Origin of the sequence: Brevibacterium ammoniilyticum (genome assembly GCF_038429965.1) — a bacterium.
Taxonomy (GTDB): Bacteria; Actinomycetota; Actinomycetes; order Actinomycetales; family Brevibacteriaceae; genus Brevibacterium; species Brevibacterium ammoniilyticum.
In genome coordinates this window covers 249,516-265,819 of sequence record NZ_BAABNP010000003.1, presented here as the reverse complement: position 1 = coordinate 265,819, position 16,304 = coordinate 249,516, and the positions used below count along the sequence as shown (strand labels likewise).

General features: G+C 65.9%; 14 protein-coding genes. 7 read left to right on the top strand and 7 right to left on the bottom strand.

The genetic code is table 11. The features are described from left to right. Positions 1 to 5: 5 nt before the first annotated feature. The 3 genes from sucB to AAHA49_RS05040 all read right to left on the bottom strand — a co-directional run bounded on the left by sucB (position 6) and on the right by AAHA49_RS05040 (position 4,907). Positions 6 to 1,874: a 2-oxoglutarate dehydrogenase, E2 component, dihydrolipoamide succinyltransferase gene (gene sucB, locus AAHA49_RS05050; protein ID WP_342037442.1), complete on the bottom strand. Its 1,869-nt coding sequence runs from the start codon at positions 1,872 to 1,874 to the stop codon at positions 6 to 8. 20 nt (positions 1,875 to 1,894) lie between these two features. Continuing rightward, a complete protein-coding gene (gene lpdA / locus AAHA49_RS05045; protein WP_342037441.1) occupies positions 1,895 to 3,283 on the bottom strand; it encodes a dihydrolipoyl dehydrogenase in 1,389 nt (462 codons plus the stop codon). 139 nt (positions 3,284 to 3,422) lie between these two features. Beyond that, the gene (locus tag AAHA49_RS05040) at positions 3,423 to 4,907 is read right to left on the bottom strand and encodes a leucyl aminopeptidase (RefSeq protein WP_342037440.1); all 1,485 of its coding nucleotides are present in this window, start codon (positions 4,905 to 4,907) and stop codon (positions 3,423 to 3,425) included. Positions 4,908 to 5,016: 109 nt separating this feature from the next. Between AAHA49_RS05040 and AAHA49_RS05035 the strand changes: the two genes are divergently transcribed. After that, positions 5,017 to 6,120 (top strand): quinone-dependent dihydroorotate dehydrogenase, encoded by a 1,104-nt coding sequence (locus tag AAHA49_RS05035; protein WP_342037439.1) that lies wholly within the window; start codon positions 5,017 to 5,019, stop codon positions 6,118 to 6,120. On the opposite strand, the gene AAHA49_RS05030 is transcribed toward AAHA49_RS05035, so the two are convergent. Beyond that, the gene (locus tag AAHA49_RS05030) at positions 6,095 to 6,700 is read right to left on the bottom strand and encodes a DUF3043 domain-containing protein (protein WP_339391681.1); all 606 of its coding nucleotides are present in this window, start codon (positions 6,698 to 6,700) and stop codon (positions 6,095 to 6,097) included. The two genes, AAHA49_RS05035 and AAHA49_RS05030, sit on opposite strands and share 26 nt — an antisense overlap. Positions 6,701 to 6,723: 23 nt before the next feature. Between AAHA49_RS05030 and AAHA49_RS05025 the strand changes: the two genes are divergently transcribed. From AAHA49_RS05025 to AAHA49_RS05000, 6 genes are all read left to right on the top strand, one after another. After that, positions 6,724 to 8,109 carry a dipeptidase gene (locus AAHA49_RS05025; RefSeq protein WP_342037438.1) on the top strand — a complete coding sequence of 462 codons (1,386 nt, stop codon included), beginning with the start codon at positions 6,724 to 6,726 and terminating at the stop codon, positions 8,107 to 8,109. 132 nt (positions 8,110 to 8,241) lie between these two features. After that, positions 8,242 to 8,595: a HesB/IscA family protein gene (locus AAHA49_RS05020; protein ID WP_339391679.1), complete on the top strand. Its 354-nt coding sequence runs from the start codon at positions 8,242 to 8,244 to the stop codon at positions 8,593 to 8,595. 35 nt (positions 8,596 to 8,630) lie between these two features. Then, entirely contained in the window at positions 8,631 to 9,281 is a 651-nt protein-coding gene (gene aat / locus AAHA49_RS05015; RefSeq protein WP_137826135.1) for a leucyl/phenylalanyl-tRNA--protein transferase, read from the top strand. Positions 9,282 to 9,390: 109 nt separating this feature from the next. Beyond that, complete coding sequence (ctaC, locus tag AAHA49_RS05010; RefSeq protein ID WP_137826136.1) at positions 9,391 to 10,263, top strand: aa3-type cytochrome oxidase subunit II; 873 nt, start codon at positions 9,391 to 9,393, stop codon at positions 10,261 to 10,263. Beyond that, the gene (gene ctaD, locus AAHA49_RS05005; RefSeq protein WP_339391677.1) at positions 10,260 to 11,957 is read left to right on the top strand and encodes an aa3-type cytochrome oxidase subunit I; all 1,698 of its coding nucleotides are present in this window, start codon (positions 10,260 to 10,262) and stop codon (positions 11,955 to 11,957) included. The genes ctaC and ctaD overlap by 4 nt, the downstream gene beginning before the upstream one ends. Continuing rightward, positions 11,954 to 12,355: a cytochrome c oxidase subunit 4 gene (locus tag AAHA49_RS05000; protein WP_342037437.1), complete on the top strand. Its 402-nt coding sequence runs from the start codon at positions 11,954 to 11,956 to the stop codon at positions 12,353 to 12,355. The genes ctaD and AAHA49_RS05000 overlap by 4 nt, the downstream gene beginning before the upstream one ends. 1,050 nt (positions 12,356 to 13,405) lie before the next feature. On the opposite strand, the gene AAHA49_RS04995 is transcribed toward AAHA49_RS05000, so the two are convergent. The 3 genes from AAHA49_RS04995 to qcrA all read right to left on the bottom strand — a co-directional run bounded on the left by AAHA49_RS04995 (position 13,406) and on the right by qcrA (position 16,297). Then, positions 13,406 to 13,546, bottom strand: coding sequence for a hypothetical protein (locus AAHA49_RS04995; RefSeq protein ID WP_342037436.1), 141 nt, complete (start codon positions 13,544 to 13,546; stop codon positions 13,406 to 13,408). A gap of 85 nt (positions 13,547 to 13,631) precedes the next feature. Further along, positions 13,632 to 15,257, bottom strand: a complete 1,626-nt coding sequence (gene qcrB / locus AAHA49_RS04990; protein WP_342037435.1) for a cytochrome bc1 complex cytochrome b subunit — start codon at positions 15,255 to 15,257, stop codon at positions 13,632 to 13,634. After that, a complete protein-coding gene (gene qcrA, locus AAHA49_RS04985; RefSeq protein WP_009375716.1) occupies positions 15,254 to 16,297 on the bottom strand; it encodes a cytochrome bc1 complex Rieske iron-sulfur subunit in 1,044 nt (347 codons plus the stop codon). The genes qcrB and qcrA overlap by 4 nt, the downstream gene beginning before the upstream one ends. Positions 16,298 to 16,304: the final 7 nt, after the last annotated feature.

The window sequence follows — 16,304 nt, the reverse complement described above, 5'->3', positions numbered from 1 at the left end:
CTGCCTCAGAGGTCGAGGTCGGCCTCGAAGTTGCCGTCTTCGAGGCGGGCCTTGATCGTCTGCAGGAAGCGTCCCGCATCCGCACCGTCGACGAGCTGGTGGTTGTAGGTCAGCGGCAGGTAGACCATGTCGCGGATCGCGATGGACTCCTCGCCGTCGGCCGTCTTGACCACGATCGGACGGCGCACGATCGCACCGGTGCCGATGATGCCCATCTGCGGCTGGTTGATGATCGGCGTGTCGAAGAGCGCACCCACCGAGCCGATGTTCGTCACCGTGAAGGTTCCGCCGGACAGCTCGTCGGGCATGATCTTGTTGTTGCGCGTCCGATCGGCGACATCGTCGATGGCCTTGGCCAGGCCTGCGATGCTCAGGTCACCGGCGTCCTTGACGACGGGCACGAGCAGACCACGCGGAGTGTCCACAGCGACCGCGAGGTTCTCGTGGTCGAAGTAGGTGATCTCCTGCGTCTCGAGGTCGTACTGCGCATTGACCTTCGGGTGCTGCTTGAGCGCCTCGACGATCGCCTTCGCGAAGAACGGCAGGTAGGTGAGCTTGACGCCGTGCTTGGACAGGAACGCGTCCTTGCTCGCCTTGCGCAGCTTCGCCACCCGGCTCATGTCGACCTCGATGACCTGGGTCAGCTGTGCGGAGGCCTCGAGGGACTCGCTCATGCGCTTGGCGATGGTCTGCCGGATGCGCGAGGCCTTCTCCGTGGTGCCGCGCAGCTTCGCAGCCTCCTCGGGGATCTCGAGCGTGAACGGCTTCTTCGCCTCACCGGATGCCGCAGGCGCCGAGGCGGCGGCCGGGCGGTTCGCGGCCGCAGCGATGACGTCCTGCTTGCGGATGCGACCGCCCACACCGGTGCCGGTGACGGTCGAGAGGTCGACGCCTTCGTCCCGGGCGAGGCGACGCACGAGCGGCGTCACGTATGCGGAGTTCTCACCCACCGTGTCAGCGGCAGCCGATTCCGACTTCGCCGGTGCGGCGGGTGCCGCCTGGGCAGCGGGTGCCGCCTGGGCGGCCGGTGCAGTCTGGGCTGCCGGGGCCTGGGTCTCCTGCTTCGGCGCCTCGGCTGGCTTCTCGGCGAGTGCCGATTCCTGCTTGGGCTCCTCCTTGGCAGGCTCCTCCTTGGCGGGCTCTTCCTGCTTCGGCTCCTCCTCGGCGGGGGCCGCCTCGGCGGGAGCCTCGTCCTTGGCCGGAGCACTTTCGGTCGGGGCGCCCGAGCCGATGCGCGCGAGCGGGGCTCCCACGTCGACGGTCTCGTCCTCCTCGGCGAGGTGGGCCTGGACGATGCCGGCCACGGGGGAGGGGACCTCGGTGTCGACCTTGTCGGTCGAGACCTCGAGGAGAGGCTCGTCGACCTCGACCTCGTCACCGACCTCCTTGAGCCAGCGGGTCACGGTTCCCTCGGTGACGGACTCGCCGAGCGCGGGCATCGTCACTTCGGTGCCCTCACCGGAATCGGCGGCCGACGACTCGGCGGGCTGCTCCGACGGCGAGGGCTGCGCGGTCTCCTCGGCCTGAGATTCCTCGGCCGGTGCGGCCTCGTCGGCGCCCGTGGGCTCCTCGGTCGCGCCGGCTTCGACGCTCGCCGGCTCCTCTTCGGGGGCGACTTCGGCCTCGGCCGAGCCGCTGCCGTCGCCGATGTAGGCGAGGTCGCCTCCGACCTCGACGACATCGTCCTCGTCGGCGAGGATCTTCTCGAGCACACCGGCGAAGGGGCTCGGGATCTCGGTGTCGACCTTGTCGGTCGAGACCTCGAGCAACGGTTCGTCGACCTCGACCTCGTCGCCGACGGACTTCAGCCACCGGGTGACGGTACCTTCGGTCACCGACTCTCCGAGAGCCGGCATCTGCACGGAATTCGACATATCTTTCGTCTCCTCGGATCTTATGAGTGGAAGTGCAGGGGTTTGCCGGCGAGGGCCAGGTGAGCCTCGCCGAGGGCCTCATTCTGCGTCGGATGCGCGTGGATGAGCTGCGCGACTTCCTCCGGGAACGCTTCCCAGTTGACGATGAGCTGCGCCTCACCGACCTGCTCGCTGAGTCGAGCGCCGATGCCGAAGATGCCGACGACGGGGCCGTCCTTCTCACGGATGACCTTGATGAAGCCGGTCGTGTTGAGGATGACCGACTTGCCGTTGCCGCCGAGGTTGTACTCGAGCGTCTCGACGTTGTCCGCACCGTACTTCTCCTCGGCCTGCTTGGCCGAGAGTCCGACGGAGAAGATCTCCGGTTCGCAGTAGGTCACGCGGGGGATGCCGCTTTCGATGATCGGCACGGGGCCCAGCCCGGCGATCTCCTCGGCGACGAAGATGCCCTGACCGAACGCGCGGTGGGCGAGCTGGAGGCCGGGGACGATGTCGCCGACGGCGTAGATGTTGCCGACGCCGGTGTGCAGGCGCTCATTGGCGAGGACGAATCCGCGGTCCATCGGGATGCCCTGCTCTTCGTAGCCGAAGCCCTCGGTGACGGGTCCGCGGCCGACGGCGACGAGGAGGTACTCGGCTTCGAGCACGGTGCCGTCCTCGAGAGTGACCTTGACTCCGTCGGCGGTCTCCTCGACGCCCTTGAACATGACGCCGAGCTTGTAGTTGATCTTGCGCTTCTTGAACGCGCGCTCGAGCGCCTTCGAGATCGACTCGTCCTCATTGGCCACGAGGTGGGGCAGGCCTTCGACGATCGTGACGTCGGCGCCGTAGGACTTCCAGACGCTGGCGAACTCGACGCCGATGACGCCGCCGCCGAGGACGATGACCGACTTCGGGACCGTCTTGAGCTCGAGGGCCTCGGTGCTCGTGAGCACGCGGTCGGTGACGTCGAGGCCGAGCGTCTTCGAGGTCGACCCGGTCGAGAGCAGGATGTTCTTGCCCGTGAGTGTGTAGGTCTCGTCCGCTCCCTTGACCTCGACCTTGTCCTTGCCGACGAGCTTGCCGTCGCCGAGGTAGGTGTCGATTCCGCGGGCCTTGATGAGTCCCTGCAGGCCCTTGTAGTTGCGGTTGATGACGTTCGTCTTGTACTCGAGCACCTTGTCGATGTCGATGCCCTTGAACTCGGCGTCGACACCGAAGGTCTCGGACTCCTTGGCCGAGTCGGCGACCTCAGCGGTGTGGAGGAGGGCCTTCGTCGGCACGCAGCCGCGGTGCAGGCATGTTCCGCCCACCTTGTCGCGTTCGATCAGAGCGACCTTCATATCGAGCTCTGCCGCGCGCAGAGCCGCGGCATAGCCGCCGGTTCCGCCGCCGAGGACGACAAGGTCGTAGGTCAATGAGTCACTCACGGATTACTCCTCGTAGCTGGGGTCAAGCCTGCCTCAGGCAGCTATCCCTCTTATCTTTCCACTTTTCTCGTCAGGCGCGAAAGCACACAGTGTCTGTTGCGCCACAGGTGGGGAGCGTCACTCCCGCATCGAACGTGTCTCAGTCGGCGTCCCGGGCGAGCTGCACGAGCGTGCGCACAGCAGCGCCGGTGGCGGCGACCGGGGTGTAGCCGAACGCCGAGCCGGTGTTGAAGCTGGGTCCGGCGATGTCGATGTGCGCCCAGGCGGTGTCCTTGCCGACGAACTCGCGCAGGAACGCGGCTGCGGCGAGCATGCCGCCGGGACGCGGTCCCGAGTTCTTCAGATCCGCCGCGGTCGAGTCGAAGCCTGCGAGCATCTCCTCGGGGATCGGCATCGGCCAGATGTCCTCACCGGCGAGCTTCGCCTGCTCGGCTACCTGCGTGCGCACCGCCTCGGCGCCCATGACACCGGAGGTCCGGTTGCCCAGCGCCACGATCTGCGCCCCGGTGAGGGTGGCGACGTCGATGAGGAGGTCGGGGTTCTCCGCGTCGGCGTCGGTGAGGGCATCGGCGAGGACGAGGCGGCCCTCGGCATCGGTGTTCGTCACCTCGACGGTCTTGCCGCTGCGCATCGTGAGCACATCGGAGGGACGCTGCGCCGAGGAGCCGGGCATGTTCTCCGCCAGCGGCAGCCACGCGGTGGCCTTGACGGGCAGTCCGAGGTCGGCGATCGCGAACACGGCTTCGACGACGGCTGCGGCGCCGGCCATATCGGACTTCATGTCCTCCATGCTCGCGGCCGGCTTGAGGGAAAGTCCGCCGGAATCGAAGGTGATGCCCTTGCCGACGAAGCTGAGGTGGCGGGTGGCCCCCTTGGGGCTGTATTCGACCTTGACCAGGCGGGGTCCGCGGGTCGAGCCCTGACCGACGCCGATGAGACCGCCGTAGCCGCCGGCCGCGAGTTCCTTCTCGCCGAGCACGGTGACCTTGACCTTGCGCGACTTCGCCTGGTCCTTGACGGTCTGGGCGAACGATTCGGGGTAGAGGTCGAGCGGGGGAGTGTTGACGAGGTCACGGGCGCGGTTGGTCGCCTCGGCGATGACGACGCCCTCGGCATGGGCCTTGGTGTACGCCTTGCCCTTGGGTCCGAGCACGGTGACGGGGCCGGGCACCGTGTCGTCGTCGCCGGTGCGGTAGGCGAGGAAGCGGTACGCCCCCAGGCCGGCGCCCACGGTGACGGCTTCGACATCCTCGGCCGACGCCACCGGCAGGGCCACCGCGATCGAGGAGGCACCGGTCAGGGCCCGCAGCGCGGTGCCGGCGGCGCGGCGCAGGGCCTCGCGGTCGGCGACGGCATCGCCGTCGGTCGACGGGTCGAAGGATCCGAGGCCGACGAGGAGCACGCTGTCGGCGCTCACGCCCTTCGGGGAGGGAATGCGCACGGTCGCACCCGCCTTCCCCGTGAACTCGATCGCCTTCGCGGCGTCGTCGAGGGCTGCGCGCACGGCCTTGGTCGCATCGAGTCCGAGCACGGACCCGTCGGCGACGCCGAGGACGAGGACGGAATCGCCTGACTTGGTCGGATTCGTCGCAGCGTAGCTGGAGGGGGTGGAGGCACCGGGCATGTGTTCCCTTTCTTCGTCATTGAGCGTTGCCTTCGATCCTAGTCCCAATTCGCTCGCCGAGGTGGATGCGGCCGTCTCCCACACCGGGGACTGTCCTATTGTTGAGGGCGTGTATCGACTCATCTTCTCTCTCGTCTTCGCCCACATGGACGCCGAACGCGCCCACCACGTCTCCTTCACCGCGCTGCGCACCCTCGATCGGATCCCCGGACTCTCCCGGCTGATGCGCCTCATCTTCGCCCGCGGCACCCGTGACCGCGTCGACGTCCTCGGCCTGCCGTTCCCCAACCGGGTGGGTCTGGCCGCCGGCTTCGACAAGAACGGCGTCGGCATTCGGGCGCTCTCGACGCTCGGCTTCGGACACATCGAGGTCGGCACGATCACCGCGCACGCCCAGCCGGGCAACGACCGGCCCAGGCTCTTCCGCCTGCTGCGCAACCGCGCCCTGCTCAACCGAATGGGCTTCAACAACGACGGTGCGCGTCAGGCGTCGTTCAACATCACCCGGGCGCGGAAGGCGATCGACTCCCTGCCTGCCGGAAAGCGACCGATCGTCGGGGTGAACATCGGCAAGACGAAGGTCGTGGCCGCCTCCGATGCGGTCGCCGACTACGTCGCCTCGACCCGTGAGCTCGCCGCCCTCGCCGACTACCTCGTCATCAACGTCAGCTCACCGAACACTCCGGGTCTGCGCGACCTGCAGTCGGTGGCCGCCCTCGAGCCGATCATCACCGCGGTCCGCGACACCGCCGCCGAGGTGGCGACGGCTCCGCGGTCGACGCTGGGACACGTGCCGCTGCTCGTCAAGATCGCCCCCGACCTCAGCGACGACGACGTCGTCGACATCTGCGACCTCGCAGCGCGCGCGGGTGCCGACGGGCTCATCGTGACCAATACGACGATCGACCGCAGTGTGCTCACCGGAGCCGAAGCGGCGTTCGCGAAGCACGAGGCGGGCGGGATCTCCGGACGTCCCCTGGCCGAACGGTCCCTCGAGGTGCTCCGGCTGGTCACGGCCACGGTCGGCGATCAGCTCACGGTCGTCTCGGTCGGCGGCATCGGCGACGGACGCGACGTCTCTGCCCGTCTCGCCGCCGGCGCCGACTTGGTCCAGGTCTACTCGGAGATGATCTACTCGGGTCCCTTCTGGCCCGGACGCATCATCCGCGACCAGGAGACCCGCCTGCTCACTCGGGGTACTGGCGGCGCTTGACCTGCGGCTTGGGCATGCGCAGCGGCCGCAGCTGGACGCTGCGCATGACCGCATAGAAGGGGATGCCGCGTTCGACGGTGCCGAACTTCGCGCGCAGGCGCCCCTTGAGGATGTAGTTGAGGATGAAGCCGTCGAGGATGACGAGCGCGAGGAGACCCCACACCGCGTAGGTGAAGTACTGCTGGATCGCCACGGGCTGGGTGAAGGCGACGACGAGGATGAGGATCGCGGCAGGGATGAAGAGTTCGCCGATCGAGAAGCGCGCGTCGATGTAGTCGCGGACGTAGCGGCGCTGGGGTCCGCGGTCGCGGCGGGTGAGGTACTTCTCCTCCCCGTTCATCATGCCGATGCGGGCGCGGTCGCGTTCCTTGCGCTGCTGATCCTTGGCCCGCTGGTTCGCGACCTTGCGATCCTTCGAGACCAGCGGCTGACGGCGCACGGCCTCCTGCTGACTCCGCTTGGGAGTCGGGCGGCCCTTCTTCGCCTCGGCATCACGAGTCGACGCCTCCGCCTCCGTGGAATCGTTGTCTGTCTTGGGGGAGGAGTCGTTGTCCTCGTGAGTCTTCTTGCTTCCGAACACGGAATGAATACTACCGTTGGACCATGAGCGAATCGACTTCCGCACCTGATGCTGCCCACCTCCACTCCCAGGTCGACGAGATCTTCGACGAGGTCCTCGACCAGCTGAGCGACCTCGTCGCGATCCCCTCGGTCGCCTGGCCGAGCTTCGATCCCGCGAACGTCACCGCCAGCGCCGAGGCGGTCGCCGGGCTGATCCGCGAACTCGGGATCGAGGCGGAGATCCTCACCGCCCCCACCGAGGACGGGACGCCGGGCTACCCGGCCGTGGTCGCCTCGGTGCCGGCGCCTGCCGGAGCTCCGACGGTCCTCCTCTACGCCCACCACGACGTCCAGCCTCCCGGCCGCGCCGAGGCGTGGGAGACGGAGCCGTTCACCGCGACGCGGAAGGGCGACCGGCTCTACGGTCGGGGAGCCGCCGATGACAAGGCCGGCATCATGGTCCACCTCACGGCTCTGCGGCTGCTTGCCGACCGCCTCGGCGTGGGGGTGCGTCTCTTCATCGAAGGCGAGGAGGAGGCCGGCAGCCCGAGCTTCCGGAACTTCCTCGACCGCTACCGCGACAGGCTGGCAGCCGATGTCATCGTCGTCGCCGACTCCGGCAACTGGGCGGCGGGGGTGCCGGCTCTGACGACGAGCCTGCGCGGCATGTGCGCGGTCGAGTTCGAGATCTCCACGCTCGACCATGCGGTGCATTCGGGCATGTACGGGGGAGTCGTGCCGGATGCGATGCTCGCGATGACGAAGGTGCTCGCGAGCCTCCACGACGAGTTCGGCTCGGTCGCCGTCGAGGGCCTCGTGTCCACGCCTGAGACGGACATCGACTACGAGGAGGCGACGGTCAGGGCGGACTCGGGAGTGCTCGAGGGCACCGAGCTGATCGGCACCGGGACCCTGGCCTCGCGTCTGTGGTCGCAGCCGTCGATCACCGTCATCGGCCTCGACATCCCCGACGTCGACGTCTCCTCGAACACCCTGCAGCCGAGCCTGCGGGCCAAGCTCTCGATCCGCCTCGCCCCCGGCGACACCCCGGAGAACGCCGTGGCGGCGGTGACGAAGCACCTCGAGGCGAACCTGCCCTTCGGGGCGACGCTGACGATCGGGGAGACCGAGGGCGGCAGCCCATGGCAGGCCGACCTGGACGATCCCGTCGTCTCCGTCGCCCGTGAGGCGCTCACTCAGGCGTGGGGCACGGAGTCGACGACGATGGGCCTGGGCGGGTCGATCCCGTTCATCGCCGACCTCCTCGAGGTCTTCCCGCAGGCCTCGATCCTCGTCACCGGGGTCGAGGATCCCGATGCCCGGGCGCACAGCGCGAACGAGTCCCTGTACCTGCCCGACTTCAGAGCCGCCATCGTCGCCGAGGCGCTCCTGCTCGACGCCCTTGGGCGCGGGGGCGCCGCCCGGTGACGGGAGCAGCGGCCCGGTGACGGGTGTCGCCGGGGAACTCCCGCAACCGGGAGAGGCAGTTGGGAATAGCCTGCGCACCGCACATGTTGAACGCGGTGTAGCCTTGGGCCCAAGACCACATAAGGAGCAGCAATGACAGCGACGAACGAAGCCACCGCCACGCACGAGGTCGAGCTCTCGGGCGAGGCCGCGGACAAGGTCCGCAGCCTCCTCCAGCAGGAGGGCCGCGACGACCTGCGCCTGCGTGTGGCAGTGCAGCCCGGCGGCTGCTCGGGACTCATCTACCAGCTCTACTTCGACGAGCGCTTCCTCGACGGCGATGCCGTGCGCGACTTCGACGGCGTCGAGGTCATCGTCGACCGGATGAGCGTTCCCTACCTCAACGGGTCGACCATCGACTTCTCCGACACCATCGAGAAGCAGGGCTTCACGATCGACAACCCCAATGCGGGCGGATCGTGCGCATGCGGCGACTCGTTCCACTGAGTCTTTCCGTCTAGCGCCCGCTGACACACAGCGAAATGGACCTGGAGGATCTGCGCGCCGTCACTTCGACGGCGTCGGAACCCCAGGTCCTTTCCGCATATCGGGCCGGTCTCTTCCCGATGGGCATCGGACGCGGCGGCACCGGACGCATGGGCTGGTGGGCGCCGCGCCGCCGCGGGGTGCTCCTGCCCGGGGACCTGCGGGTGAGCAAGAGCCTGCGGAAGTCGATGCGCGCCTTCGACTTCACCGTCGACACAGCCTTCGACGACGTCATCCGGGCGTGCGCCGACCCCTCCCGCGCCGGTGCTTGGATCACCCGGGAGATCCTCGACCTCTACACCTCCCTGCACGCCCACGGCTGGGCGCATTCGGTCGAGGTGTGGAAGGACGGACGCCTCGCAGGCGGACTCTACGGCGTGGCGATCGGCTCCCTCTTCGCCGGCGAGTCGATGTTCCACCGTGAGACCGACGCCTCGAAGGCCGCCCTCGCCCACCTCGTCGGCCTCCTCGACGACCCCTCCGGCGGTGTCACCTCGGCGGATGAGGGGGAGTGGCTCATCGACACACAGTGGCAGACACCACATCTGGCCACCCTCGGCGTGTCGGAGATCAGCGGTCTCAAGTACGCTGCGCGGCTTGAATCCGCGCTCCGGGGCAATCGCGCTCAGCTAATTCTCAACAAATGAACATCTGCATGTGAATTTCTACCGTGTGTAGCGGTAGTCTGTTAGATGACAAAGTACGAGTTCGTCTTTCGGCCTGCCGAAGGGCGAAGATGGTTGTGAAAGGCTGCACGTGGATTCTCCGAATCAGTCAGGACCGCGACGGTCCTGGGCGAAGCGGCTCGGCATTCTGGGCGCCCTGGCTCTGCCGGCGCTCCTTAGCGGATGCACGAAAGAGCAGATTGCCAACGGATTCTTCCCACTCGAATCGAAGGGTGCGACCAACCACACGGAGGCCTACACCGCCCTGTGGAACGGAGCGTGGATCGCTTCGATGATCGTCGGCCTCATCGTCTGGGGCCTCATCCTGTGGGCGATCGTGGCCTACCGCCGCCGCAAGAACGATCGCGGTCTGCCGGTGCAGATGCGCTACAGCATGCCGATCGAGATCCTGTTCACGGTGACGCCCGTCATCCTCGTGCTCGGATTCTTCTTCCAGAACGTCCAGGTGATGGCCAAGACCACCGACGACCGGACGCCCGGCGCGCAGGTCATCGAGGTCGCCGCCAAGCAGTGGGCATGGGACTTCAACTACGTCAATCAGGACGTCTACTACGCGGGCACGCAGGTCAACCTCGACGGCACCGAGAAGCCGGGTGAGAAGGCTCCGACCCTCTACCTGCCCGTCAACACCGACCTCGAGATCAAGCTGCACTCGCGTGACGTCATCCACTCCTTCTGGGTCCCCGCCTTCCTCGAGAAGCGCGACATGATCCCCGGCCACGATCAGAGCCTGTTCCTGCGTGCCGAGAAGGAAGGCGAGTACGTCGGCAAGTGCGCTGAACTCTGCGGTGAGTACCACTCGGAGATGCTCTTCAACGTCAAGGTCGTCTCCAAGGCCGAATTCGACGCGTACACGAAGTCGTTGGCAGACGAGGGCAACACCGGTCAGCTCGGGCCCGAATACGATCGCAACTGGTACCCGAAAGAAGGTGCAGAGGAATGACCGCCATGACAGACCAGGCGGCTCTTGACGCTCCGGTGGTTCCCCGGAGCAAGGGCAAGATCATCGTCGACTGGATCACGTCGACCGATCACAAGACCATCGGGTACATGTACCTGATCGGCTCGTTCTTCTTCTTCTGCGTCGGCGGCGTGATGGCTCTGATCATCCGCCTCGAGCTCTTCGAGCCCGGCATGCAGATCGTCGAGACGAAGGAGCAGTACAACCAGCTGTTCACGATGCACGGCACGCTCATGCTGCTGATGTTCGCGACACCGCTGTTCGCCGGCTTCGCCAACGTCATCATGCCGCTGCAGATCGGCGCGCCCGACGTCGCGTTCCCCCGACTCAACGCCTTCGCGTTCTGGCTCTACCTCTTCGGCAGCCTCATCGCCCTCTCCGGCTTCCTCACCCCGCAGGGTGCGGCAGCATTCGGCTGGACGGCGTATGCGCCATTGAGCAATACGACATTCACACCAGGCGCCGGAGGCAACCTCTGGGTCCTCGGCCTCGCGCTGCAGGGCTTCGGCACGATCCTCGGTTCGGTCAACTTCATCACCACGATCATCACGATGCGCGCTCCGGGCATGACGATGTTCCGCATGCCGATCTTCAGCTGGAACGTCCTCATCACCGGCATCCTCGTGCTCATGGCCTTCCAGCCTCTGGCCGCGGCTCTGCTTGTGCTCGCCTCCGACCGCATACTCGGATCCCACGTGTTCAGTCCGGGCAACGGCGGACCCATACTCTGGCAGCACCTGTTCTGGTTCTTCGGACATCCAGAGGTCTACGTCATCGCTCTGCCGTTCTTCGGCATCATCACGGAGATCATCCCTGTCTTCAGCCGCAAGCCCGTCTTCGGCTACAAGGAGCTCGTGTTCGCGACGATCTCGATCGCGGCCCTGTCCGTGACCGTGTGGGCCCATCACATGTACGTCACCGGCGTGGTGGCGCTGCCGTTCTTCGCCTTCATGACGATGCTCATCGCGATTCCCACAGGTGTGAAGTTCTTCAACTGGATCGGCACGATGTGGAGAGGCTCGATCACGTTCGAGACTCCCATGGTCTGGGCGATCGGCTTCCTCGTGACCTTCCTCTTCGGCGGTCTCACGGGTGTCATCCTCGCCAGCCCGGCGCTCGACCAGTCGGTCTCGGACTCGTACTTCGTCGTCGCGCACTTCCACTACGTCATCTTCGGCACGGTCGTGTTCGCGATGTTCGCCGGATTCTACTTCTGGTGGCCCAAGTGGACGGGCCGGATGCTCAACGAGAAGCTCGGCCACATCCACTTCTGGATCCTCTTCATCGGCTTCCACGGCACCTTCCTCGTCCAGCACTGGCTCGGCGTCGACGGCATGCCCCGTCGCTACGCGGACTACCTGCCGCAGGACGGCTTCACGTGGATGAACCAGGTCTCGACCGTCGGTTCGCTCATCCTCGGCCTGTCGATGGTGCCGTTCTTCTGGAACGTGTGGATCACGGCCCGCAAGGCGCCGAAGGTCACCGTGGACGACCCGTGGGGCTACGGCGGTTCGCTCGAATGGGCGACCTCATGCCCGCCCCCGCGCCACAACTTCACCTCGCTGCCGCGCATCCGCTCGGAGCGCCCGGCATTCGACGTCAACCACCCTGAGCTTCTGGAATACGCCGGCCACGGCCACGCCGAACCTCAGCTTGCCGGAGGTACCGCCAAGTGAAAGCTTCGATCAACGTCTTCATCTACTGCGGCCTGTTCTTCATGGCCATGGCAGTGGTCTACGGGTTCGTCACGAACTTCAACGAGCTCGTCGGGTTCCCGGCGCTGCTGCTCGTCGGAGTCATGTCGATCATGATCGGCACCTACCTGTGGCTGACCGACCGTCGTGTCGGCCGCCAGCCGCAGGACAACGACGTGGCCGAGATCTCCGATGCCGACGCCGACTACGGGTTCTTCAGCCCGTGGAGCTGGTGGCCGATCGTCTGCGCCGGTGCCGGTGCGGTCTCGTTCTACGGCATCGCCATGGGATGGTGGATCTTCCCGTTCGGCGCGGTGCTCGGTATCGTCGCTCTGATCGGCATCTCGTACGAGCACGATCGCGGTGGCTTCGCCCACTGATCGACTCACGCTCCTGAGACGTCGCTGACGTCGCAGATTTCGAGGCCCGGACTCTTCCGAGAGTCCGGGCCTCACTGCATTCATCCCACGCGCCCAACCCACGGCATACACCCGCCAGTCATCAATCAGCACCGCCCGCCACAGTGGGCGCCCAGAACTCGCACCACCCCAGCCGATGTCGACGTACGCAACCACAATTGCGAGCTGCCGCGTCGGCCCATTACGTCTACGTAATGCACGGCGACACAGCGCAGAACACACTCGGAGCCCGACAAACCACCTGAAGCGCGACAACGCACCGTTAGCGGGACAACCTCGGTGAAGCTTCATACGACCGCGCTGGAGCCGCATAAACCACCCGTGCACACGTAGGACCTAGCTCTAACCATGAGTGCGCTGCGGTGGGGGAACTGAACGCGCCCGCAGAATCGCACCGAGAACCCGTTCTGGGGTACAGCAACGGACTCAACGACCGCACGCCCATCACTCTGACCCATGACGGCCCACCGCTACGGGCCCGTTCGACGCATGACCGTCGACGACCTATCCGCTCTGCTCTGAGGCCGCTGGTGAAGAGTGCCTCTCTGCCACTGGCGTTTCGGAGATGCTGCACGCAACATAGCTCCATCGTGTGCGAACTCTGGCCGGGCGTGGGCGTTCATACCCTTCGGCGGCGGACAGCCGTTGAACGACGGACGAACATTGACCCCACAGACGACACGCACGCGTAGCGAGACAACCTCGGTGGAGCTCAGTACGACGGCGCTCTACCGCGATGAACCACCCGTGCAAGGGTAGGACGTAGAGCTCAGGGTGGTGTGTGCTCGGGATGCACTCCTGCCGTGATCGTTCGAGACGGGGGAATGCGATCTATCTCGAGAATGCTCTCTGGCGCCGGCCGGCGGTGCAGACGCACGTTGCACGCGAGGGTGCCTGCGACGCTTAGGCAACGAAGGTCATAACGCACCTGTAGCCCGATAACCTCGGTGAAGCTCAGCGCGACGACGCTTCGGCGCGGAAAACTACCCTTGCAAGGGTAGGACGTGGTGCTCAGGGTGGTCGGTGCGGAGAGAGACAGAGTGGGTCCACGTTGAGGGCGAGCTCCTGCACGTCGAGGGCGAGCTCCTGCACGTCGAGGGCGAGCTCCTGCACGTCGAGGGCGAGGTCGCGCACGTTGTCGGCCGAGACCACCCACAGATGCGTCGAGGGCCCCAGCACAGTGTGCTGGGGCCCTCGACGAGCCGGCGATAGTCAGGTGACCATCAGAGCGGGACGATCAGTGGCTGATCGACTTCGCATCCGAACCTTCGACAGCGTCGTGGTCGTGATGCGAGGCCTCGAGCTCGGTCTTCGTCACCGGTGCGACGCGATCTTCGAAGAAGAACTTCGACAGACGCGCACGGAACTTCTCGAGCTTCGTGATCTTGCCGTCGGCGTTCGGCGCGGCCGGCACGTACTGCGGCGACTCGAATGCCGTGAGCTTCCACAGCTTGTTCGGCGGGAGCGCCTCGTGACGCTCGAGGAACTCACCGTGGGGGAGGCGGATGATGTTCGCCGTCTCCCGACCGTGCAGAGCGACCTCGCGGTCCTTGCGCTGCAGAGCCAGGCACATGCGCTTCGTGACGATGTAGCCGATGATCGGTCCGAGGAAGAAGAGCGTCCGGAAGATGTAGATCATGTCGTTGAGCGACATCTGGAAGAACACCGCGATGATATCGCCCGAGGCCGCAGCCCACATGTTGCAGTAGAAGATGATGCCTGCCACACCGATGGCGGTGCGTGTGGGGTTGTTGCGGGGACGGTCGAGGATGTGGTGCTCGCGCTTGTCCTTCATCAGCCACGCCTCGAAGAACGGGTAGATGAACATCGCACCGAACACACCGCCGAGGACGATGACCGAGCTGTTGATGTTGAACGAGATCGGCCAACCGGCGATGTAGAACTCGAACCAGCCCGGAACGATGCGGAGGAATCCGTCCGCCCAGCCGATGTACCAGTCCGGCTGCGTGCCGGCGGAGACGGGGGAGGGGTCGTACGGTCCGTAGTTCCAGATCGGGTTGATCGTGAAGAGTGCGGAGATCACCGAGATGAGACCGAAGATGAGGAAGAAGAACCCTCCGCCCTTGGCCGCGAAGGTCGGCAGGACGGGTTCGCCCACGACGTTCTTCTCGGTGTGTCCGGCGCCCGGCCACTGCGTGTGCTTGTGCACGACGACGAACATCAGGTGGATGCCGATGAGGGCGATGAGCAGCGCGGGAACGATCATGATGTGCAGCGTGTAGAGACGCGACACGATGTCGATGCCCGGGAACTCGCCTCCGAAGAGGAAGAACGAGATGTACGTTCCGACCAGCGGCAGGGACTTCAGGATGCCGTCGATGATGCGCAGGCCGTTGCCGGAGAGCAGATCATCAGGCAGCGAGTAGCCGGTGAAGCCGGCAGCCATGGCGAGGATGACGAGGAAGACGCCGACGACCCAGTTGAGCTCACGCGGCTTCCGGAAGGCACCGGTGAAGAACACGCGCAGCATGTGGAGGCTGAGCGCCGCCACGAAGAGCAGTGCGCCCCAGTGGTGCATCTGACGGATGAACAGACCGCCGCGGATCTCGAACGAGATCGCCAGGGTCGAGTTGTACGCCTCGGAGATCTCGACTCCGCGCAGCGGAACCCACGGACCTTCGTAGTGGAGCTCACCCATCGCAGGGTGGAAGAAGAACGTGAGGAAGGTGCCCGAGAGCACGACGATGACGAAGCTGTAGAGGGCGACCTCGCCGAGCATGAAGGACCAGTGCGAGGGGAAGATCTTGCGTCCGAACTCGCGAACGAGCTTGGAAGCACCGACGCGGGATTCGGTGAAGTCCGCCAGCTTCCCGACAGGTGTGGTGGGCTGTGAAGTACTCATGGGTGGTTGATCTCCCAGAACGTAGGTCCGACGGGCTCAGGGAAGTCCGACTGCGCGACCAGGTAGCCTTCGCTGTCCACGGTGATGGGCAGCTGGGGCAGCGGGCGCTTCGCCGGGCCGAAGATGACCTTGCAGTGCTCGGTCACGTCGAACGTCGACTGGTGGCACGGGCAGAGCAGGTGATGAGTCTGGTGCTCGTACAGCGCCACGGGGCAGCCGACGTGCGTGCAGATCTTCGAGTACGCGACGATGCCGTCGTACGACCAGTCGGCGCGAGCAGGATCCTCTTTGAGCTCCTTGGGATCGATGCGCATGAGGAGGACAGCGGCCTTCGCCTTCTCGTCGAGCGCATGACCCTCGTTCGTGTCATCGCCGATGCCGGAGGGAAGGACATGGAAGGCCGAACCGATCGTGACGTCCTCAGCCTTGATCGGACGCTCCGAATCAGGGGAGGGGATGCCGCCCGGGTCGCGGATGAGTCGCACACCCTCGCCCCACAGGGTCTTGAACAGCGCATCGCCCGGAAGCGGGCCGAGGTCGCGGAAGACGAGGATCGCCGGCAGGGGTGCGATCGCGAGAGCGGCGATGAGCGTGTTGCGCAGAAGCGGACGACGGGCGATGCCCGACTCCTCCTTGGCCTGGTGGAGGATCTCGAGCGCGATCGCCTGATCCTCTTCGCTGCCGTTGATGTCATGGCGCTCATCGATGCCCTCATGATCGCTCATGAGGTTCTTCGCCCACAGCACCGCACCGGCGCCGAGGCTGAACATCGCCACGGCCGCACCGAGTCCCACCATCATGGTGTGGATGCGGATGCTCTCCATCGACTCTCCCAGCGGGAAGAGGAAGTACGCGACGATGAACCAGATCGTGCCGATCATCGAAGCGATGAACCACAGCGCCACCTGGCGCTCGGCGACCTTCTGGGCACGCGGGTCGGCGTCGGTCAGTCGCGGCTTGTGCTCAGGCAGGCCAGGGTTGGTGAACCCGTTCAGCTCCTCGAGCTGGCTGCCGCCGCCGGAGTGCTCTTTCGAGGTCATGAATTTC

Bases quoted from the DNA above. Each gene is read 5' to 3' on its own strand.
- sucB (WP_342037442.1), bottom strand. From the start codon at position 1,874: ATGTCGAATTCCGTGCAGATGCCGGCTCTCGGAGAGTCGGTGACCGAA.
- AAHA49_RS05040 (WP_342037440.1), bottom strand. From the start codon at position 4,907: ATGCCCGGTGCCTCCACCCCCTCCAGCTACGCTGCGACGAATCCGACC.
- AAHA49_RS05025 (WP_342037438.1), top strand. From the start codon at position 6,724: ATGAGCGAATCGACTTCCGCACCTGATGCTGCCCACCTCCACTCCCAG.
- AAHA49_RS05020 (WP_339391679.1), top strand. From the start codon at position 8,242: ATGACAGCGACGAACGAAGCCACCGCCACGCACGAGGTCGAGCTCTCG.
- aat (WP_137826135.1), top strand. From the start codon at position 8,631: ATGGACCTGGAGGATCTGCGCGCCGTCACTTCGACGGCGTCGGAACCC.
- ctaD (WP_339391677.1), top strand. From the start codon at position 10,260: ATGACCGCCATGACAGACCAGGCGGCTCTTGACGCTCCGGTGGTTCCC.
- qcrB (WP_342037435.1), bottom strand. From the start codon at position 15,257: ATGAGTACTTCACAGCCCACCACACCTGTCGGGAAGCTGGCGGACTTC.
- qcrA (WP_009375716.1), bottom strand. From the start codon at position 16,297: ATGACCTCGAAAGAGCACTCCGGCGGCGGCAGCCAGCTCGAGGAGCTG.